The organism is Streptomyces sp. NPDC103540, assembly GCF_055584445.1.
In genome coordinates this window covers 523,686-542,560 of the sequence record NZ_JBVJMA010000002.1, presented here as the reverse complement: position 1 = coordinate 542,560, position 18,875 = coordinate 523,686, and the positions used below count along the sequence as shown (strand labels likewise).

16 protein-coding genes are annotated in these 18,875 nt (G+C 74.2%); 8 read left to right on the top strand and 8 right to left on the bottom strand.

Annotated elements, in window-relative coordinates:
• Positions 1 to 94: 94 nt before the first annotated feature.
• Genes ACZ6ZI_RS07025 through ACZ6ZI_RS07015 form a run of 3 tightly spaced genes read left to right on the top strand, consistent with a single transcriptional unit; the run spans position 95 to position 4,233 of the window.
• Complete coding sequence (locus ACZ6ZI_RS07025) at positions 95 to 2,575, top strand: ABC transporter ATP-binding protein/permease (protein ID WP_469517148.1); 2,481 nt, start codon at positions 95 to 97, stop codon at positions 2,573 to 2,575.
• 9 nt (positions 2,576 to 2,584) lie between these two features.
• Positions 2,585 to 3,250, top strand: coding sequence for a hypothetical protein (locus ACZ6ZI_RS07020; RefSeq protein ID WP_469517145.1), 666 nt, complete (start codon positions 2,585 to 2,587; stop codon positions 3,248 to 3,250).
• The gene (locus ACZ6ZI_RS07015) at positions 3,250 to 4,233 is read left to right on the top strand and encodes a serine/threonine-protein kinase (protein ID WP_469517142.1); all 984 of its coding nucleotides are present in this window, start codon (positions 3,250 to 3,252) and stop codon (positions 4,231 to 4,233) included. The genes ACZ6ZI_RS07020 and ACZ6ZI_RS07015 overlap by 1 nt, the downstream gene beginning before the upstream one ends.
• A 75-nt stretch (positions 4,234 to 4,308) precedes the next feature.
• On the opposite strand, the gene ACZ6ZI_RS07010 is transcribed toward ACZ6ZI_RS07015, so the two are convergent.
• Entirely contained in the window at positions 4,309 to 5,571 is a 1,263-nt protein-coding gene (locus ACZ6ZI_RS07010; protein WP_469517139.1) for a streptophobe family protein, read from the bottom strand.
• A gap of 636 nt (positions 5,572 to 6,207) precedes the next feature.
• Between ACZ6ZI_RS07010 and ACZ6ZI_RS07005 the strand changes: the two genes are divergently transcribed.
• Positions 6,208 to 7,314, top strand: a complete 1,107-nt coding sequence (locus tag ACZ6ZI_RS07005; protein ID WP_469517137.1) for a DUF6777 domain-containing protein — start codon at positions 6,208 to 6,210, stop codon at positions 7,312 to 7,314.
• A gap of 31 nt (positions 7,315 to 7,345) precedes the next feature.
• On the opposite strand, the gene ACZ6ZI_RS07000 is transcribed toward ACZ6ZI_RS07005, so the two are convergent.
• The 3 genes from ACZ6ZI_RS07000 to ACZ6ZI_RS06990 form a co-directional block, all read right to left on the bottom strand.
• Positions 7,346 to 7,942: a hypothetical protein gene (locus tag ACZ6ZI_RS07000; RefSeq protein ID WP_469517134.1), complete on the bottom strand. Its 597-nt coding sequence runs from the start codon at positions 7,940 to 7,942 to the stop codon at positions 7,346 to 7,348.
• Positions 7,943 to 7,958: 16 nt separating this feature from the next.
• A complete protein-coding gene (locus tag ACZ6ZI_RS06995; protein ID WP_469517131.1) occupies positions 7,959 to 8,567 on the bottom strand; it encodes a hypothetical protein in 609 nt (202 codons plus the stop codon).
• Positions 8,568 to 8,875: 308 nt separating this feature from the next.
• Positions 8,876 to 9,364, bottom strand: coding sequence for an FxLYD domain-containing protein (locus ACZ6ZI_RS06990; protein ID WP_469517128.1), 489 nt, complete (start codon positions 9,362 to 9,364; stop codon positions 8,876 to 8,878).
• Between the two features lie 211 nt (positions 9,365 to 9,575).
• Between ACZ6ZI_RS06990 and ACZ6ZI_RS06985 the strand changes: the two genes are divergently transcribed.
• Positions 9,576 to 10,004, top strand: coding sequence for a hypothetical protein (locus tag ACZ6ZI_RS06985; protein ID WP_469517125.1), 429 nt, complete (start codon positions 9,576 to 9,578; stop codon positions 10,002 to 10,004).
• A 102-nt stretch (positions 10,005 to 10,106) separates the two neighbouring features.
• Here ACZ6ZI_RS06985 and ACZ6ZI_RS06980 read toward each other — a convergent pair whose 3' ends face one another.
• On the bottom strand, positions 10,107 to 10,349 hold the full coding sequence (locus ACZ6ZI_RS06980) for a hypothetical protein (RefSeq protein WP_469517123.1): 243 nt from the start codon (positions 10,347 to 10,349) through the stop codon (positions 10,107 to 10,109).
• A gap of 126 nt (positions 10,350 to 10,475) precedes the next feature.
• Here ACZ6ZI_RS06980 and ACZ6ZI_RS06975 point away from each other — a divergent pair, with 126 nt between their 5' ends.
• The 3 genes from ACZ6ZI_RS06975 to ACZ6ZI_RS06965 all read left to right on the top strand — a co-directional run bounded on the left by ACZ6ZI_RS06975 (position 10,476) and on the right by ACZ6ZI_RS06965 (position 14,707).
• A complete protein-coding gene (locus tag ACZ6ZI_RS06975) occupies positions 10,476 to 11,717 on the top strand; it encodes a sensor histidine kinase (RefSeq protein WP_469517120.1) in 1,242 nt (413 codons plus the stop codon).
• On the top strand, positions 11,714 to 12,388 hold the full coding sequence (locus ACZ6ZI_RS06970) for a response regulator (protein ID WP_469517117.1): 675 nt from the start codon (positions 11,714 to 11,716) through the stop codon (positions 12,386 to 12,388). The genes ACZ6ZI_RS06975 and ACZ6ZI_RS06970 overlap by 4 nt, the downstream gene beginning before the upstream one ends.
• 138 nt (positions 12,389 to 12,526) lie before the next feature.
• Entirely contained in the window at positions 12,527 to 14,707 is a 2,181-nt protein-coding gene (locus tag ACZ6ZI_RS06965; protein ID WP_469517114.1) for a SpoIIE family protein phosphatase, read from the top strand.
• Between the two features lie 341 nt (positions 14,708 to 15,048).
• Here ACZ6ZI_RS06965 and ACZ6ZI_RS06960 read toward each other — a convergent pair whose 3' ends face one another.
• The 3 genes from ACZ6ZI_RS06960 to ACZ6ZI_RS06950 form a co-directional block, all read right to left on the bottom strand.
• Positions 15,049 to 17,046, bottom strand: coding sequence for an ABC transporter permease (locus ACZ6ZI_RS06960; protein ID WP_469517111.1), 1,998 nt, complete (start codon positions 17,044 to 17,046; stop codon positions 15,049 to 15,051).
• A gap of 294 nt (positions 17,047 to 17,340) precedes the next feature.
• On the bottom strand, positions 17,341 to 18,165 hold the full coding sequence (gene modA, locus ACZ6ZI_RS06955) for a molybdate ABC transporter substrate-binding protein (protein WP_363054183.1): 825 nt from the start codon (positions 18,163 to 18,165) through the stop codon (positions 17,341 to 17,343).
• A 252-nt stretch (positions 18,166 to 18,417) separates the two neighbouring features.
• The gene (locus ACZ6ZI_RS06950) at positions 18,418 to 18,813 is read right to left on the bottom strand and encodes a TOBE domain-containing protein (RefSeq protein WP_363054182.1); all 396 of its coding nucleotides are present in this window, start codon (positions 18,811 to 18,813) and stop codon (positions 18,418 to 18,420) included.
• Positions 18,814 to 18,875 lie beyond the last annotated feature (62 nt).

Genomic DNA, 18,875 nt, shown 5'->3' with positions numbered 1-18,875 from the left:
GGCAAAGGCTGCAACGGGGACCGTTGTCATTACCTATAAGAGCGCTCTGACCTGCTGTTATGCCGGCGTGGGCGGATCGTGGGAAAATCTGTGCATGGTCCAGCGCCCCGGTGTGCCGACCGCGCCCGAACTCGTCCTGGAGACCGCCGGCGGCTCCACCGAGATGAGTCCGGGACGCACCTATCACGTCGGCAGAGACCCCCTCTGCGAGATCTGCCTCGACGACGCCCGCGTCTCCTGGCACCACGCGGTCCTGCGCCCCGAGGGCGACCACTGGACCGTCGAGGACGAGAACAGCACCAACGGCACCTGGGCCGACGGACACCGCGTCCACGCGTGGACCGTCGGCCCCGGCAGCGAACTGCGCTTCGGCAGCGTCGAGGACGGCCCGCGCGCCCTCCTCGTCGGCCGTGCCTCGACTTCCCGCACCTCGGCCGCCCCCGCCGCCCCGGCCTCCGCCTCGCCTTCGGCGGCCACCCCGGCCGCCCCGGCCTCCGCCTCGCCTTCGGCGGCCGCCCCGGCCGCCCCGGCCACCCCGGCCTCCGCCTCCCGTACCTCCCGCCCCTCCCGCGTCTCCCATCCCTCCCTCACCGGCACCTTCCGCGACCCCACCCACATCCGACCCTTGCCGGCCCGGACCGCCCTGCGCATCGGCCGCGACCCCGGCAACGACCTCGTCATCGACGACCTCGTCGTCTCCCGCCGGCACGCCGAGCTGTACGCCCTCACCGACGGCACCTTCGAGATCGTCGACGTCGGCAGCCACAACGGCACCTACCTCAACGGCGCCCCCGTCGAACGGGCCCGCATCGGCGAGGGGGACATCGTCGGCATCGGCCGCTCCGCCTTCTGCCTGGTCGGCGACCAGCTCCAGGAGTACGTGGACACCGGCGAGGTCTCCCTCGACGTCCAGGACCTCGCCGTCGCCGTCGACCACGGCCGCAAGACCCTCCTCGACCACGTCTCCTTCCCCGTCGGCGCGAAATGCCTGCTCGCCGTCGTCGGACCCAGCGGCGCCGGCAAGTCCACCCTCCTCGGCGCCCTCACCGGCCTGCGACCCGCCGACCACGGCACCGTCCTCTACGACGGCCGCGACCTCTACCGCGACTACGCCGAACTGCGCAGCCGCATCGGCCTCGTCCCCCAGGACGACATCCTGCACTCCCAGCTCACCGTCCGCCGCGCCCTGACCTACGCCGCCGAACTGCGCTTCCCCCAGGACACCGCCAAGGCCGAACGCCAGGCCCGCGTCGACGAGGTCATCGCCGAACTCGGCCTCCTGCAACGAGTCGACCAGCCCATCCACAGCCTCTCCGGAGGCCAGCGCAAACGCGTATCCGTGGCCCTCGAACTGCTCACCAAGCCCTCCCTGCTCTTCCTCGACGAACCGACCTCCGGACTCGACCCCGGCATGGACCGCTCCGTCATGCACATGCTGCGCGGCCTCGCCGACGACGGCCGCACCGTCATCGTCGTCACCCACAGCGTGCTGAGCCTCGAGGTCTGCGACCGCCTGCTGGTCCTGGCCCCCGGAGGCCGCATCGCCTGGTTCGGCCCCCCCGACGAGACCCTCGACTTCTTCGGCTTCACCCAGTGGCCCGAGGCCTTCGAGGCCTTCGAGAACCAACAGGACCGCGACTGGGCCGGCCAGTACGCAGCCTCCCCCCAGTACCGCGCCTACGTGGCGGGCGCCGCCGCCCGCCGCCGCGCCGACGCCACCCCGCCCGGCCCCGCCGGCTTCGCCCCCGCCCCGCCCAAGGCACAGAGCTGGGGCTCCCAACTGTCCACCCTGGTCCGCCGCTACGCCGCCGCCCTCGGCGCCGACCGGACCTTCCTCGCCATCATGATCGCGCTGCCGTTCGTGATGGGAGCCATGGCCCGCGCCCTGGCCGGCGGCACCCTCACGCGGGAGACCGCGATGAACGCCCTGCTCATCCTGTGCGTGGGCGGCGTACTGACGGGCGCGGCCAACGCCGTGCGCGAACTCGTCAAGGAACGCGTCATCTACCGGCGCGAGCGCGCCGTGGGACTGTCCAGATCCGCCTACCTGATGTCCAAGGTCGTGGTCCTCGGAACCATCACCGTCGCCCAGGCCGTGGTCCTCACCCTCGTCGGCCTCTTCGGCGTGAGATCGAGCCTCCCGCAGGCCTCGGGGGTCTTCCTCCCACCGCTCGTCGAGATCACCCTGGCCGTCGCCCTGCTCTCCTTCACGGCCATGATGCTCGGACTGCTGGTCTCCGCCCTCGTCACGAAGGAGGAGGTCACCATGCCCCTGCTGGTCCTCCTCGCCATCGTGCAGGTGGTCTTCTGCGGAGCCCTCCTCCAGCTCGCGGGCGTCCCCGTCATCGAACAACTGGCCTGGTTCGTCCCCGCGCGCTGGGCACTCGGCGCGATGGCCGGAACCATCGACCTCGCCCGGATCGTCCCCGGCCCCCTCACCGACGACCCCCTCTTCGCCCACTCCGGCGGCGTCTGGCTGCTGAACATGGGCATGCTCGTCGCCCTGTCCGTGCTGTTCGGACTGCTGGTCGCGTGGCTGCTGCGGCGGCACGAGCCCGCGATCATGCGCAAGTAGGCCGCCCCGATGAGCGACCCGGCGGACCCCGGCACCGACTTCCGCCCCACCCACGTCGTACCCGGGGACGGGCTCCCCGCCTGGGAGGGCCCCGACGTCTCGCGACCCACCGCCTCCCTGGACCCCTTCCTGCCCGTACGGCTGCTGGCGCGACGCGGCGACTGGGGGGAGGTCCTCTGCGCCAACGGGTGGTCCGCCTGGGTCGACGGTCGCCTCCTGGTGGCGGTACCGCAGCCCCCGCCGACCACCGGACGGCCCCTCGCGCGCGCCGAGGACCCCGCACCGCTCCTCACCCGCACCGCGGACGTGCTGGAGCGCTACCGCACGGCCGCGCGCGGCGAGGGCGGGGCCTTCCGGGCGGCCGTGACGGGCCTGCGCGCCGGCATCGTCATCGACGGGGAATCCGTATGGGTCTACGACGACACGACGGGGCGCTGGCTGTACGCGGACGGCGGCGGCCGACCGCAGACCTACGCCGTCCTCGCGGACCCGGCGGAGGCGGGGCCCGAGCCGGGGCCGGGTCAGGGTCAGTGGTCGGGGCAGGGGCAGGGGCCGGGCGGGGTCGATTCCGGCGCGCGGGGCGACACGGGCGTCGGGGAGACGCCCCGGGGCGGACGGGACGTGCCCCACGAGCCGACCCGCGTCGCGCGGCGGCCCGAGCCGGGAGGACGCTGATGGGCGCCGCCGACCCGCTCGGCGGGCGTCCCGCGGACCCCGCGGGACGCCGGATCGCCGGCTACCTCGTCGAGGGCGAGATCGGCCGCGGCGGCATGGCCGTCGTCTACCGGGCCCGTGACCTGCGCCTGGACCGTACGGTGGCGCTGAAGGTGCTGGCGCCCGAACTCGCCCGCAACGACGACTTCCGCCGGCGTTTCGCCCACGAGTCGAAGGTGGCCGCCGCCATCGACCACCCGCACATCGTCCCCGTCTTCGAGGCGGGCGAGGCGGAGGGCCTGCTCTACATCGCCATGCGCTACGTCCCCGGCCAGGACCTGCGCGCCCTGCTGGACCGGACCGGGCCCCTGCCGGTGGACACCGCCGCCCGCATCGCCGGACAGGTCGCCTCGGCCCTCGACGCCGCCCACGACCACGACCTCGTGCACCGGGACGTCAAACCGGGCAACATCCTCGTGGCGGAGGGCACCGACAGCGAACACCCCGAGCACGTGTACCTGACGGACTTCGGACTGACGAAGAAGTCCCTGTCGCTGACGGGGTTCACCAGCGTCGGGCAGTTCGTCGGCACCCTGGACTACGTGGCGCCCGAGCAGATCGCCGGCAAGCCCGTGGACGGCCGCTGCGACGTCTACAGCCTCGGGTGCGTGGTCCACGAGATGCTGGCCGGCGGACCGCCGTTCCGGCGCGACGACGACCTGGCCCTGCTCTGGGCGCACCAGTACGACCCGCCGCCCCCGGTCGGCGCCCGGCGGCCGGAACTCGCGGGGGCGGTCGACGCGGTGCTGGCCAAGGCCCTGGCGAAGGCGCCGGAGGAGCGGTGGGCGAGCTGCCTGGAGTTCACCGCCGCCCTGCGCCGGGCCGGTACGGCGGTCGGGGGAGCGGCGGGCGCGGCGGGTGCGGCGGGTGTGGCGGTCGGGGGAGCGCCGCCGGAGCCGCCGGGTTGGGCGCTGCCGCTCTTCCGGGGGCGCGGGGCGGGGTAGAGGGTGGGGTGGCGGGCGGGGTCCGGTTCGGTGTCGGGTGCGGTCCGGTGTCAGGGTCCGTTCGGGGTCCGTACGTCAGGTTCGGTCCGGGGCGGAGGGCGGTGCGACCCGGCCGCGGTGGCGCAGGGGGCGTGCGAGCAGGGCTCCGAGGAATCCCGCCACCGCCCCCCACAGGAGGGCGAGCGCGGTGGTGCGCCACAGGAGCGGCGTCAGTTCGACGGAGCCGCCGAGACCGCCGACGTCCCCGATGCCGAGGACGGACAGGCCGAACTGGGCCTGGACGCGGGCCAGCAGACAGACCGTGAGCGTGGCCAGGGCGAGGGCCACCGCCAGGTGCAGCGCGTGCCGCCAGGCGGGGACCCGCGCGGGGGAGCGTACGGCGGCGAGGACACCCGCGCCGAGCAACAGCACGGCGGCCGACACGACCAGCCACCACGCCCGGGCGTCCTGCCGGGCGAGGCCGGCCACGTCGACCGTGGACAGCTCCGGGCCGCGCACGACGCGGTCCAGCAGCTGCGGCATCGGCAATCCGAACGGCCCCTCCACCCGGCCCTGCCAGGCACCGCCGAAGCCGACGGTGAGGGCGAGCCAGGCGAGGTTCGGCAGGCCGAGCAGGACCACGGCCAGGGTGCGGGCGGCGTGCCCCTGGGTGAGGGCCACCACCAGCCCGGCGACCGCGCCGACGACCACGTACGCCAGGAGCAGCACGGCCGTCGCGAAGGCGGCCGGGCGGACGGCGGTGTGGAAGCGCAGCAGTCCGGCGGGGAGCGGCGCGCGGCGGGACACCAAGAGGGCGATCAGCAGCAGGCCGAGGATCCACAGCAGCCCGAAGCCGAGGGTGGCGGGCACGTCCGCGCGGAAGCCGACCGTGGGGGTGGCGTCGATGATCTCGCCGATCTCGCCGATCGGGGAGTCGCCGCCGGTGAGCCCGAAGGTCCGGCGGGCCAGGAGCGCGAAGACGACGAGCAGGACCGCCCAGAGCGCGACCGTACGGGCGACGCGGGCCAGGAGTTCACCGGGTCGGACCACCGCGTGGTGACGCATCGGGCGCAGGAACAGGCAGCCGGTGACGAGCGCGCCCGCCAGACTCACCGACAGCGGCAGCACGGAGAGGCTCACATCCGCCCCGGCCAGGGGGCCGGCGTCGCCGGTGACCTCGATCGCGCCGCCGGCGGCCATCACGACGACCGCCGCCACGACGCGGGGGAAGGCTCCGGCCGGCAGTTCGCCCGAGCCGGCGAAGGCCAGGCCCGCGGCGGCCACCGCGGTCATCACCGCGAAGCCGGCGACGACGGCCACCAGGGCGTCGCCCCAGGCCTTCGGAGAGGTAGGGCTCACCCGTCAACCGTAGGCATCCTCGGCTTGCGGTCACCACCCGGACGGCGCTCAATGGTCGCCAGGGTGCGGGACGGGTGGTCCGTCGGAGTACGTCACACGTGTAAGCGCCGGGCGGCCGGCCACCGGTCGGCCTGACGACGGGCGACGGCCGGACGGCGGACGGGCGACGGCCGGACGACCGGACGACGGGCGACGGCCGGACGGGCGACGGCCGGACGACGGCCGGACCGACCGTCGTCAGGCCGACCGGTGGCCGGCCGCCCGCCCCCGCCGTCCGTCGCTCCCGGGAGACCCGGGCGCCCCGCCGAGTGCATCCCGCCGAGTACGTTCCATCGGGCCCCCGCGGCGCCCGGGAGGAAGGGCAGTGACGTGACCACGCAACCCTCCGGCGAACAGCCCCCCGGACCCCCGGGCCCCACGGGCTCTTCGGGCCCCGGGGACTCCTCGGGTTCCTCGGGTTCCGCGCGGCCTTCGGGGTCCGGGGGACCCGGTACCCCCGGACGGCCCAGCGGGCCCCCCTCCGGTCCCCTCTCCGGCGGCGGGCAGGGCACCCCGGGCGGCCCCCCGCCCCCGCCACCGCCCGCCGGGCCGCCCGGAGGAGCCGGCGGGGGTTCGCCCGGGCCCTGGTGGCGTTCGGTGCCACGACTGGCGACGGTGGCGGTGGCCCTCGCGGCCGTCGTGGCCCTCGTCGTCGTACTGACCCGGCCCGACGGCGGGGGCACGCGGCGGGCCGGGGCCGAGGTGTTCCTCCAGCCCGCTTCCGACGCCGGTCCGGACCCCTTCACCGAGTCCACCGCCACCCGGCAGGCCACCCCCGTGCCCGAGGCCCCGCCGGGGCCGACGCCCACCTCCACCCCGGCCGGCACGCGCAGCGTCAGCGGCTCCTCTCCCGGCCTCTACGGCGGCACGAAGGACGTCGCCAGCTGCGACGTGGAAAAGCAGATCACCGTCCTGACGGCGCAGCCCGCCAAGAACACGGCCTTCGCCGAGGCCCTCGGCATCAGGGTGGCCTCCGTCCCCGGCTACCTGCGTTCGCTGACGCCGGTCCAACTGCGCGTGGACACGCGTGTAACCAACCACGGATTCCGCGACGGCCGGCCCACCGCCTACCAGGCCGTCCTCCAGGCCGGTACGGCCGTGCTCGTGGATGACCGGGGCGTGCCGAGGGTGCGGTGCGCGTGCGGGAACCCGCTCGGTGCCCCGGTGGCGCTGCCGCCCGACCCGAAGCGCCAGGGGCGGCCCTGGGCCTCGTACCAGCCCGCGCGCGTGGTCGTGATCGCCCCGTCCGTGACCGTCATCAACAAGATCATGATCTACGACCACCAGGACGACCGTTGGTACGAACGGGAGAAGGGGGCGAAGCCGGAGCGCGACAAGCCCGTGGAACCGCCCGTCGTCCCTCCCGTGATCCCCCCTCCGCCGTCGCCCCCGCCGTCCCGGCTGCCCGGGAAGAGCAGCCCGCCGCCGGTGAGCACCTCACCGTCCGCCGAGGACGGCGACCGCGACGTCGATCGTCCGTCGCCCGACGACAGCGGGAGCCCTTCCGACGGCGGCTCGGACGCTCCTCCTTCCGACACCCCGTCGGACGCGGACTCCTCGTCGGCTCCGCCCTCCGACCCCGCTTCCGATCCCGCGTCCGACCCCGCTTCGGATCCGGCCTCCGAACCGGCCTCCGAACCGGCTTCGGCGCCGCCGTCCGGGCCGTCGTCCGCACCGCCTTCCGGCGGCGGTGACAACCCGTAGACCGGGTCCGGCGCTGCGGACGCGCGGGCGTTCACCGCCCGCTGCGGCAGAACGCGTTGAAGGCGGTGGTGGCGCCGGCGAGGAAGGCGTCGTTGAAGGCCTTCTCGACGGCCTCGTCCTGGGCGACGAGTCCGGGGTGCTTCTTGGGCGGTTTGGGCTTGGCCCCTTCGCAGTTCTCCTGGGCCGCTTCCTTGCCGGCCGCGACGCCCGCCTTGAAGCCGCGGTCCTGTGCGGCCCGGACGAGTTCCTTGTTGGTCGACTTGTCGGAGGGGATCTCGCGGCAGGCGATCACTCCGCCCTTCTGCTGGTGGACGGCGTAGTCCGTGACGGGCAGCCCGGTCAGGTTGAAGACGCCGGGCGGGTTCAGGCCGTCGAGGTTGCCGAGGCCGACGGTGGCGCCGGGGGCGTTGCCCCGCAGGGCCGCGCCGCCGGTACCGATGAAGCCGGTGCCGGTGACGGTCACGGTCTTGCCGTCGTCCGAGGGCTTCACCACACAGGTTCCCGTCGGGACGGCGGAGGTGACGGAAGGGCCCGAGCCCGGGGTCTGGGCGAGGGCCGGCGGGCCCAGGGCGAGGAGGGAGGCGACGGCCAGGGGACACACGAGGGCCGTTCCGGCTCGGGTACGCATGGCACTCGTCCCCGGCCTAGTGGCGGTTGCTGCCGCTGTGGCAGAACTTGTCGAAGGCGCTGGTGGCGCCGGCGAGGAAGGCGTCGTTGAAGGCCTTCTCGACCGCTTCGTCCTGGGCGACGAGTCCGGGGTGCTTCTTGGGGGGCTTCGGCTTGGCCTGCTTGCAGTTCTCCTGGGCCGCTTCCTTGCCGGCCGCGACGCCCGCCTTGAAGCCGTCGGCGCGGGCCTTGCGGATCTCTTCCTTGTCCTTCTGCGACTGGGTCTTGTCCGGCTTGGCCACCACGCAGTTCTTGAACCCGCCACTGTCGGGCAGCACGGTGAAGTCGGTGCTCTTCTGGAAGCGCTTGAGCGAGAAGGAGCCGTCGGCGAGGACGTCGATGGGGAACGTGGACTCGCCGTCGTTGAGCCTGAGCGCTTCTTTCGGGCCCCAGCCGCTGCCGGCGATGGTGATGCTGAGCCCGTCGGCGGCGGGCGTGACCGTACAGGTGCCGATGGTCGGGACGGCCCTCGGCGCTGCCGCCGAGGCCGCCGGTGACAGCGCCACCAGGCCTCCGGAGAGGAAGGACGCCGTGATCAGGGAGGTGACGGTGGTACGTCCGACCTGCCTGCGGGTGAACCGGTTCATGGTGGTCTTCTCCCTCACGGGGTGGCGGAGGGAGAGGAGGAACGCGAACGGCCGCGCGACGGGGGAGGACGGCGCACGGACGGCCGCTCCGTACGGGCGAGTCGCGGCCCGCGAGGGTCCGTTCGGCTCGAAGGGCCGTACGCACCGCCTCGGGATTTCTCCCTCCGGCCGTCGCAGGGAAGCGGCGGTCTGGGGTTGATCGGAAGGCGCCCGTCCTCTCCATCGTCCTCCGGGCCGGCGCGGGTGTCGACCGGGGTGGGGGACGGGGTGTCGACCGGGTTGGGGGAGGGGGGTGGGCAGGGTGGGGGTCAGTAGCGCAGGGCTGTGCCCACGTCGGCCTTCACCGTGCCGGACAGCCCCCGGGTGCTGCGCGCGGTCGCCTCCTTCGACTGGCCGGCCGGGACGTCCGTGACGGTCACGACGACCGTGTCGAGGAGGTTCCCGCCGGGGTCGCGGAAGTTGACCTGGACGGCGAAGGACTTCGGGGAGTCGGTGGTGTTGCGGGCGGTGACGGGGACGGTGGGATGGCCGTCCGTCTGCGTCGCCGGCTGCCCCAGCGTCACGGCGTCCTTGGCGTCCACACCGTCCTTGACCTCGTTCAGCTTGCGGCGTGCGGTGTCGGAGGCCGAATCGAGGGCGTCCGCCGCCTGTGAGGCCGCCGAGGCCGCCTGGGAGGCGACGCCCGTGACCTTCTCCTGGGCATCGCCCCCGCATCCGGTCAGGCCCGCGGCCACCACGACCGCGAGCACCCCGAACACCGCTCCGCGGATGCTTCGTACCCGGCCAACACGTGTCACTGCCGCCTCCTCGTTCGCTCGTCCGGCCCAGTCAACGGGGGTCGGGCGCCCGGCGCACCCCCAGGAGGGCCTGACGGGTGAGTCGGCGGATCAATAGATGCGGGACCAGAGGCTGTATGCGAAGTTTGTCCGGAACTGATCAGAAATGATCTCGCCCCGCGATGGGCTCCCGTCACCGGAACCTGTTGAGAGTTGAGAAAGGCACGACCCCATGAAGCGTTTCGCGGCGACCACCCTGATCTGCGCCACCGCGGCCCTCGGTCTCAGCGCCTGCTCCGACGACAGCACCACCCCCAAGGAGGAGGCGACCCAGGCTGCCCAGGCCCTGTGCACGAACCTCTCCAGCCTCAAGGGCGACACCGCCAAGCTCCGCGCCCTCGACCCCGCGAACGCGACGAAGGACCAGATCAAGGACGCCTACGAAGCGGTCAAGAAGGACATCGACGCGATGGGCGACAACCTCCAGTCCCTGGAGCAGGCCAAGCGCGACGCCCTCAAGAGCGCCGGCGACAACCTCAAGAAGGCCTACGAGGACCTGCCGGGCGACACCACCGGCCAGAACGTGATGACGGCGATCCAGCCTCAGGTCAAGACGCTGGAGGAGACGGTCGCGGCCTCCTCCACCACCCTCAAGTGCTGACGGTCGCACGGGAAACCACGGCCGGAGCGGTGACCGACCCCCCGTCGCAACACGAGTAACCACCGCACTTCGTCACCACCGCACGCACGCGCGACCCACGGCTCAGCGGCGGCGCCCTCGCCCGGTGAGGGCGTCGCCCGCAGCGCCCACCGCCAGACCGACCGCGACCATGACGACATAGCCGAAGACCTCGTAGCCGTCCGGGACCACGAAGCGGACGAAGCCCATGAAGTGGATCCAGCCGAGCCACTCGTGGAGCAACCCGCTCGCGCCACCCACGACGAGGACGAAGGAGAGCAGCCCCGCCAGGGCCGCTCCGGGGGACTTGGAAGCAGAGGAAGTCATGGCCCCGACGGTAGGCGCGCGGCGCCGACGGCCGGATCGGCCCTCGGTAGCCGCCGCTCGTACTTAAGTATCCGTTCCGGAGCCACAGCACGAACCGCGCGCCCGGCGCGCGTAGATTCCGGACCCATGCGCCGCATCACCCGCACTACCCGCATCACCCGCACCCCCCGCGACTGGGCCGCCGACCTGGCCCTGATCCTCTTCGCGGCCTGCTTCGCCGCCGTCAGCTCGCAGTCCATCCCCCTGCCCGAGGACCTCGGCCCCGCCTGGCGGGCCGCCGACCAGGCCGTCGGAGGCCTCGGCTGCGCAGCGCTGCTGCTGCGGCGCCGGTGGCCGGTGGCGCTGGCGGTCGTCCTCCTCCTCGCCGGCAGCCAGGCCCACTACCTGACCGGCCCCGCGATGGTGGCGGTGTTCACCGTGGCCGCGACCCGCCCGTGGCGGGCCACCGCATGGGTGGCGGCGCTGGCCTTCGCCCCGCTGCCCGTCTTCCTGTGGCAGCTGCCCGGCATGTCCGAGGACCGGGTCGGCCCGGCCGCCACGTACTTCGCGCTCCTGGCCGGAGCCGTCGGCTGGGGCCTGTTCCGTCGCTCCCGCCGCCAGCTCGTCACCTCCCTGCGCGCACGCGCCGAACTCGCCGAAACCCAGGCCCGCAGGGACGTCCGCGAGGAGATCGCCCGCGAGATGCACGACGTGCTCGGACACCGGCTGTCCCTGCTCGCCCTGCACGCGGGTGCCCTGGAGTTCAACCCGGGAGCCCCACGGGAGGACATCGCCCGCGCCGCCGCCGTGATCCGCGAGAGCGCCCACCTCGCGCTGGACGACCTGCGCCAGGTCATCGGGGTCCTGCGCGAGGACCCGGCGTCGGCGGGGGCCGCCCCCGCCGACGCCGAGCGCCCCCAGCCCGAACTGGCCGACCTGGAAAGGCTGGTGGCCGAGACCGCGGCGGCGGGCACGGCCGTCGAGCTCACCGGACCGCCCCGGGGACAGGAACCGCCGCCCGAGGTGGGGCGTACCGCGTACCGGATCGTGCAGGAGGCGCTGACGAACGTACGCAAACACGCGCCCGACGCCACCGCCCGCATCCGGATCACCGGTGGGCCGGGAGACGGCCTCGACATCGAGGTCCGCAACACCCGCACCACCACCCGGCCCACCGCACAACCCGCCGCCCACGCCACCGCCGCCGACGTCGAGGCCATCGCGGCCACCGGCGGGGGCCACGGACTCATCGGCCTCGCCGAACGGGCCCGCCTCGCGGGCGGAGACCTGACGGCCGGACCCGACGGGACGGACTTCCGCGTGCACGCCCGGCTACCCTGGCCCGATCCACGGCCGGCGACCGGCCCCGAGGGGGAGGAACCCGCGTGATCCGTGTCCTGCTGGTCGACGACGACGCCATCGTCCGCGCCGGACTGCGCCTCATGCTGGGCGGGGCGGACGACATCGACGTCGTCGCGGAGGCCGCCGACGGGGCGCAGGTGCCCGCGCTCGTCGCCGAGCACCGCCCCGACGTCGTCCTGATGGACATCCGGATGCCTGGCGTCGACGGACTGACCGCCACGCAGGAGCTGCGCGCCCGTCAAGGCGCCCCGGAAGTGCTGGTGTTGACCACCTTCCACACCGACGCGCACGTGGCGCGCGCCCTGCGCGCCGGCGCGGCCGGTTTCCTCCTCAAGGACACCCCGCCCCGGGAGATCGTCGCGGCGCTGCGCACGGTCGCGTCCGGCGACCCGGTGCTGTCGCCGGCCGTCACCCGTCGTCTCATGGACCAGGTGGCGGGCGACGGCGGGCAGGGGTCCCGGGAGGCGGCCGCCCGGGCCCGCCTGGACCTGCTCGGACCCCGCGAGCGGGACGTGGCGCTGGCGGTGGGACGCGGACTCTCGAACGCCGAGATCGCCCGCAGCCTCCACCTGGCACTGCCCACCGTGAAGACGCACGTCTCGCGGATCCTGACGCGCCTCGACCTCAACAACCGCGTGCAGATCGCCCTGTTGGTCCACGACGCCACCCCGCAGGACGGCTCGCCGCCAGGCTCGTGACCGGCCTCGTGGCGCGTCCGCGAGCGGCATGCGCGTCCCGGTCCGTGCCCCCGGTCCCGCGCCCCCGGGCGGACGACGGGTCCGGGCCGGCGGCCGGTGCGCGTGCCGGAGTCGGGTGAACGGTGAGACCCTGGCTTCATGGACCAGCGGGGACGCACCCCCGAGGTCGACTGGCCCGCGCGGCCCGACCTGAGCCTCGCGCTCAACCGCATGGGCACCTTCGACTGGGACCTCGACAGCGGACGCATGCACCTGGACGCGACCGCCCTCGAGGTCGTCGCACTGCGCCCGGAGGAGTTCGACGGAACCGCCGCCGGGTTGCGCGAGCGCGTCCTGCCCTCCGACGAGACCCGCTTCGACCGGCGCGTCGCCCAGGCCCTGGCCGACGGGCGCAGCCACTACGGCGCCTACTTCCGCACCCGCCGCCCCGACGGTTCCACCGCCTGGACCCACGTACAGGGCCACATCCTGCGGGACCCGCAGGGCCGCGCGTACCGCGTCATCGGGATCCTCCGCGACGCCGACCACGACCCGGGCGAGCCCGGAGCCACCGGCGAGCGCGACGAGGGGCGCCGCCGCATGACGGGGGTCGTAGAGCGGACCGCCGCGATCCTCGCGCACGCCCGCACCGTCAACGACGTCACCGACATCCTCAAGGACCCGGACGCGCTGGGGCACCTCGGAGCCGTCAGCGTGATGCTCGGCATCGTCGACGGAGCCCGGGTCCACCTGGTCGCGGAGGGCCGCCTCGGTTCGTACGTGCCCGAGATCGAGTACACCCGCATCGACGCCCGCCTGCCGATGAGCGAGGCCGTACGCACCCTCCAGCCCGTCTTCCTCGCCTCGCGGGAGGAGTTCCAGCGGCGCTACCCGCAGCTGTGGCCCTACATCGAACCGCTGTCCGTGCGCAGCGGGGTCTACCTGCCCCTCATCGCCCAGGGCAGGGCCATCGGCGCCCTCGGCCTGCTCTACACCCGCGACGGGGACTTCACCGACGAGGAGCGCAACGTCCTCGTCGCCCTCGGCAGCGGCATCGCCCAGAGCCTCCAGCGGGCGATCCTCTTCGAGCAGGAGCACGACCTCGCCGAGGGCCTCCAGCGCGCCATGCTGCCGCGCAGGATCCCCGAGGTGCCCGGGGCACTGATCGCCGTACGCTACCGGGCCGCCCGCATGGGCCGGGACATCGGCGGCGACTGGTACGACGTGATCCCGCTCGGCGAGGGCCGGGTCGGCGTCATGATCGGCGACGTGGAGGGGCACGACACGGACGCCGCCGCCGTCATGGGCCAGCTGCGGATCGTGCTCCGCGCGTACATCCTGGAGGGCCACACCCCCGGCACGGCGATGGCACGGGCCAACGCCTTCCTCCGGGACCTGGCCACCGAACGCTTCGCCACCTGCACCTACGCCGAACTGGACCTCAACACCGGCACCCTCCTCCTGGTACGCGCCGGCCACCTCGACCCCGTGGTGCGGCGCGGCGACGGCAGCTGCCACCGGGTACGGGTCGCGGGCGGGCTCCCGCTCGGACTGCCCCCGGGCGAGCCGCACGGCGACGCAGGGGGGCCGCACGGCGCCGCAGGCGAGCCGGGGCCGGACGCCGCGTCCGGAACGCGACCGCAGGACGGGCCCGGATCGTGGCCCGGGCTGTGGTCGGAGGCGGTGCCCGGCTATCCCGTCGCCACCCTGGAGCTGCACCCCGGCGACACCCTGCTCCTGTGCACCGACGGCCTCGTCGACCGGCCCGGCGGCGACCCCGAGACGGGCATGCGGGAGCTCCTGGACGCGGTGCGGGACGGTCCGCTCGACGTGGAGGAACTCGCCGACGTGCTGTGCGACCTGGTCGGCGACTCGGGCGGCGGGGACGACATGGCCCTGCTCGTGCTGCGCCGGCGCGGCACCCCCGCCCCGCGCGGCGGAGGCCCGCTGCGCCAACGCCTCAGCCCCGGCGACCCCCAGGGCCCGGCGCTGGCCCGTCACCTGATCAGGGCTGCGGCTGCGGCCTGGGGCGCCGCAGAACGGGCCGACGAGATCGAGTTGGCCGCCGACGAGCTGATGACCAACGCCCTCGTCCACACGGAGGGCGGCGGTCACGTCGGCATGCGGCTCACCGCCGAGGGTCGGATCCGCGTCGAGGTCGAGGACACCAGCAGCGCCCTGCCGCGCCGCCGCGAGGCGGGCGACTGGGCCGTCTCGGGGCGGGGCCTGATGCTGGTGGAGAACCTTGCGGACGCCTGGGGTGTGGAACCCCGGGGCGGCGGCAAACGCGTGTGGTGCGAGTTCGCGATACCGCATCCGCCGGCCGAGCAACACGAGTAACGCGCCCCGACGGCCGCGGAGGGCAGGCCTGTGAGGTGGGCGGATGATCGGACGGCCCGGGGCGACACGTGTTACCTGTGCGCGGGTCTCCCCAGCGGCCACGGCCTCGCGCCGAGGCCCTTATCGCCTGACACGAGTTGCTAATCGACCCCTCGCCGTGGCGGCTTGGTTGCGCGTGCCCCGGAGCCTCCCATCGTCTGACACGAGTTACCGGCCGACTAACGCGCCGCAGCGGGCACGCTCTCGCCCGGGTCCCTCGCCGTTTAACACGTGTTACCGGTCGACCGTCTCCCGGTGGCGGCCACGGGGCGCGCCCGTGGTCTCCGCCCGCCTGACACGTGTTACAGCCGGACGAGGGTGACCTCGGTGGCCTTCACGCTCGTCCACACCGCCGCGCCGTCGGCAACGCCCAGTTCGGCGGCGGCCTGCGGGGTGATCTCCGCGACCAGGTCGGGGGCCTCCGCGGAGCCGATCAACACGCGCAACCTGCTGCCGACCGCCGTGATCTCCCGTACGGTTCCGGGCCAGACGTTGCGAGGGCTGCCGCCCGGCCGTTCCCGGTGCACCGACACCGCCTCCGGAGAGATGATCGCCAGCGCCGGCGCCCCCTCGGGCAGCGCTTCGGCCACCACCAGCCGCCCGCCGCCCGTGAGCGCGAGGCCCTCGGCGGAGGCCGTGCCCGGCCAGGCGTTTCGGCCGAGCATCCGTGCCACCCACGGCGAACGCGGATGCCGGGTCACCTCACCGGGCGGGGCGTCCTGGAGCGTCCGCCCGTCGGCGAGCACGAGCACCCGGTCCGCCAGCGACACCGCCTCCACGGGGTCGTGCGTGACGATCAGGCACACCCCGCCGAAGTCCGCGAGGTGCGTCCGCAGCGTGTGCCGCACCCGCGCCCGGGTCGTCTGGTCGAGGGCGGCCAGCGGCTCGTCGAGCAGCAGCAACCTGGGCCGCGCCGCGAGCGCCCGGGCCAGCGCCACCCGCTGCGCCTGCCCGCCGGAGAGCTGGCCGGGCTTGCGCCCGGCGAGGTGCCCGACGCCGAGCCGGTCCAGCCAGGCCTGCGCCTCGCGGCGGGCGTCGGCACGTGCCACCCGGCGGGCGCGCAACCCGTACGCGGTGTTCGCGAGGGCGGTGAGGTGCGGGAACAGCGCCCCGTCCTGCGGCACCCAGGCGACCTGCCGCTTGTGCGGGGGCAGGGAGGTGACCTCGGTGTCGCCGAGCCGGAGCACGGCGTGGGCCCGGGGGGTCAGGCCCAGCAGGGCTCGCAGCAGGGTGGTCTTGCCCGCGCCGTTCTCGCCGACCACGGCGATGGTGGTGCCGGGTTCGGCGTCGAGGGTCAGCTCGTTGAAGCCGGTGACCTCGGCGTGCAGCGGCCAGCGGCCGGCCTCCGGGGCGCTCGACGCCTTCGGGGCGGCCGACGCCTTCGGGTCCGGGGCGTCCGCGCCTGCCGCCGGCCGTCGCGTGGTGTCGGGGGAGGCGGCGTCGGGCTCCGACGTCACCGGGGGTTCGGCGATCACGGGGGGCGCCGCGACCGTCCTGCGGTCCACGGGGGTTCCGGTCCAGCGTCCGCGCAGGGCGATGAGGACGCCCATGGCGATGGCGAGCAGCAGCAGGGAGACCGAGGTCGCGGCCTCGGGCTGGTCCTGGAGCAGCAGGTACACCTGGAGCGGCAGGGTCTGGGTGGTGCCCGGCAGGTTGCCGGCGAAGGTGATGGTCGCGCCGAATTCGCCCAGGGCGCGGGCCCAGGTGAGGGCCGCGCCGGCGATGAGGCCGGGGCCCACCATGGGCAGCGTCACTGTGAAGAACACGCGGACCGGCGAGGCGCCGAGGGAGGCGGCGGTCTCCTCGTAGCTCTGTTTGAGGCCGCCGAGGGCACCCTCCAGGCTGATCACGAGGAACGGCATCGCCACGAACGTGGCCGCCACCACCGCCCCGGAGGTGTGGAAGGGCAGGGTGAGGCCGAAGGTGTCCTCCAGCCACGGCCCGAGCAGCCCTCGCCGTCCGAAGCCCAGCAGCAGCGCGACACCGCCCACGGTCGGCGGCAGCACCATCGGCAGCAGCACCAGCGAGCGGACGAGGGCCTTGCCCTTGAAGTCGACACGTGCCAGCAGCCAGGCCAGCGGTACGCCGAGGAGGAGGGACAGGCCGAGCGCCCAGAGGGAGACCACCAGTGAGAGCTTCAGGGCCTCGACGACGCCTGGGCTGGTCAGGTGCGCGCCCAGTTCGCTCCACTGGGTGCGGGTGAGGATGCCGATGAGGGGCAGCAGCAGGAACCCGACGGCGAGCAGCGCGGGCAGCGCCAGGGTCACGGGGGGCCGGGTGCGGGTGCGGGGTCTGCTCATGAGGGTTCCTGGCCGGGGCTGCCGGTGTCGTCGGGGCGGGCGGGCGGGCGGGCGGACGGGGCGGGTGTGGCGGGCGAGTCGGTCGTGGCGGGGAGGCGTTCGGGTGGGCCCGGTCCGGGGCGGTGTCCGGGCGTGTGCGCGGTACGGGTGCCCCGGCACCGGAGCGTACGGGGCGGTGGGAGCCCGCGCGGGGCGGCGTACCGTCCCGGACCTCGTACGCGCGGAAGGGGACCGCCCGTCCCCCCGGACCGGGCGGTCCCCCTGCGCGTCGAGCCACGGGCCCTTCGGGCGTGCCTACGCCTTCTGGAAACCGGCGTCCTGAAGGATCTTCTGGGCCTCGGGGGTGCTCAGCCAGGCCACGAACGTGGCGGCGGCGTCGGCGTTCTTGGACTGCTTGAGCGTGGCGGCCGGGTAGGAGGCGACGGCGTTCTGGTCGTCCGGGATGTCGACCGTGACGACCTTGTCGCCGGACTTGGCGGAGTCGGTCTTGTAGACGAGGCCGGCGTCGGCCTCGCCGAGCTCGACCTTGGACAGGACGGCGCGGACGTTCGGCTCCTGCGAGACCGGCTTCACCTCGATCTTCTGGGCGTCGAGGATCTGCTTGCTGTAGCGGCCGACCGGGACCTCGGGCGCCGCCAGGACGACCTTGATCTTGGAGTCGGCGAGGTCCTTCAGCTCGTCGATCTTGAACGGGTTGTCCTTGCCGGCGGCGATCACGAGGCGGTTCTTCGCGATGACCGTGGCGTCGTTGGTCTCGCCCTTGAGGCCGTCCATGGTCTTGGTGTCGGCGGTGACCAGCGCGTCGGCGGGGGCGCCCTGCTTGACCTGGGCGGCGAGCTCCTGCGAACCGGCGAAGGAGAAGGTGACCTTCGTGCCGGGGTGGGCCTTCTCGTACGCGGCGCCGGCCGTCTTGAACACGTCGGTGAGGGAGGAGGCGGCCAGGACGGTGAGGTTGGCGGCCTTGGGCTCGGCGGAGGCCGAGGAGGAGTTCGCGGCGGAGGGGGAGGCGGCGGCCCCGTCCTTCTTGGCGTCGTCGTTGCCGCAGGCCGACAGCGGGACGAGCAGCGCGGCGGTGAGGACGGCGGCTGCCGCGCGGCGGCGGTTCGGGGAGATGGACATGGTGGGTGCTCCTCGGTCGGGTCGGCGGTCGGCGGGTGCCGACCGCGCGGTGGTGACCCGCGCCGGTGACGGGCGGAGCGGGTGGGGGCGAGCGGTACGAGCGGTACGTGTGGTGGTTGCCCGGGGCGCCCGGGGTACGGGCGGGGCGGGGCCGGGCCGGCCGGGGGGCCGGTCGGGCCTCGGCGCGGTCGGTGGCGTCGGCGGCGATCGGTCGGTCGGGCCGTCGGTCGGGCCGTCGGTCGCGAGCCGGGGTCAGGTGCGGTCGATGTGCACGCTGGTCGACTTCACGCGGGCGGTGGCCTGCATGCCGACCTCCAGGCCGAGTTCCTCGACGGCCTCGCGGGTGAGCAGGGAGACCAGCCGGTGCGGACCGGCCTGGATCTCGACCTGGGCGGCGACGTCGCCGAGCTTGACGGCCGTGACGATGCCGGGGAAGGCGTTGCGCGCGGAGGTGTAGGGCTCTCCGTCCTCGGTGTGGGCGCCTTGGCCCACCTCGACGGAGAAGGCGGCCAGATCGCGGCCGTTGATCAGGCGACGGCCGCCCTCGTCGCGATGGGTCGCGACCCGGCCGGCGTCGGCCCAGCGGCGTGCCGTGTCCGGGCTGACGCCCAGCAGACGCGCCGCCTGTCCGATGGTGTAGGACTGCATGTGCGACAAGGTAGGGGCACTGATCCGGCATTTGCAATTCGTTTGGGAGCATCTCCATTGCA

Bases quoted from the DNA above. Each gene is read 5' to 3' on its own strand.
- ACZ6ZI_RS07025 (WP_469517148.1), top strand. From the start codon at position 95: ATGGTCCAGCGCCCCGGTGTGCCGACCGCGCCCGAACTCGTCCTGGAG.
- ACZ6ZI_RS07020 (WP_469517145.1), top strand. From the start codon at position 2,585: ATGAGCGACCCGGCGGACCCCGGCACCGACTTCCGCCCCACCCACGTC.
- ACZ6ZI_RS07015 (WP_469517142.1), top strand. From the start codon at position 3,250: ATGGGCGCCGCCGACCCGCTCGGCGGGCGTCCCGCGGACCCCGCGGGA.
- ACZ6ZI_RS07000 (WP_469517134.1), bottom strand. From the start codon at position 7,942: ATGCGTACCCGAGCCGGAACGGCCCTCGTGTGTCCCCTGGCCGTCGCC.
- ACZ6ZI_RS06995 (WP_469517131.1), bottom strand. From the start codon at position 8,567: ATGAACCGGTTCACCCGCAGGCAGGTCGGACGTACCACCGTCACCTCC.
- ACZ6ZI_RS06985 (WP_469517125.1), top strand. From the start codon at position 9,576: ATGAAGCGTTTCGCGGCGACCACCCTGATCTGCGCCACCGCGGCCCTC.
- ACZ6ZI_RS06980 (WP_469517123.1), bottom strand. From the start codon at position 10,349: ATGACTTCCTCTGCTTCCAAGTCCCCCGGAGCGGCCCTGGCGGGGCTG.
- ACZ6ZI_RS06975 (WP_469517120.1), top strand. From the start codon at position 10,476: ATGCGCCGCATCACCCGCACTACCCGCATCACCCGCACCCCCCGCGAC.
- ACZ6ZI_RS06965 (WP_469517114.1), top strand. From the start codon at position 12,527: ATGGACCAGCGGGGACGCACCCCCGAGGTCGACTGGCCCGCGCGGCCC.
- ACZ6ZI_RS06960 (WP_469517111.1), bottom strand. From the start codon at position 17,046: ATGAGCAGACCCCGCACCCGCACCCGGCCCCCCGTGACCCTGGCGCTG.
- modA (WP_363054183.1), bottom strand. From the start codon at position 18,165: ATGTCCATCTCCCCGAACCGCCGCCGCGCGGCAGCCGCCGTCCTCACC.
- ACZ6ZI_RS06950 (WP_363054182.1), bottom strand. From the start codon at position 18,813: ATGCAGTCCTACACCATCGGACAGGCGGCGCGTCTGCTGGGCGTCAGC.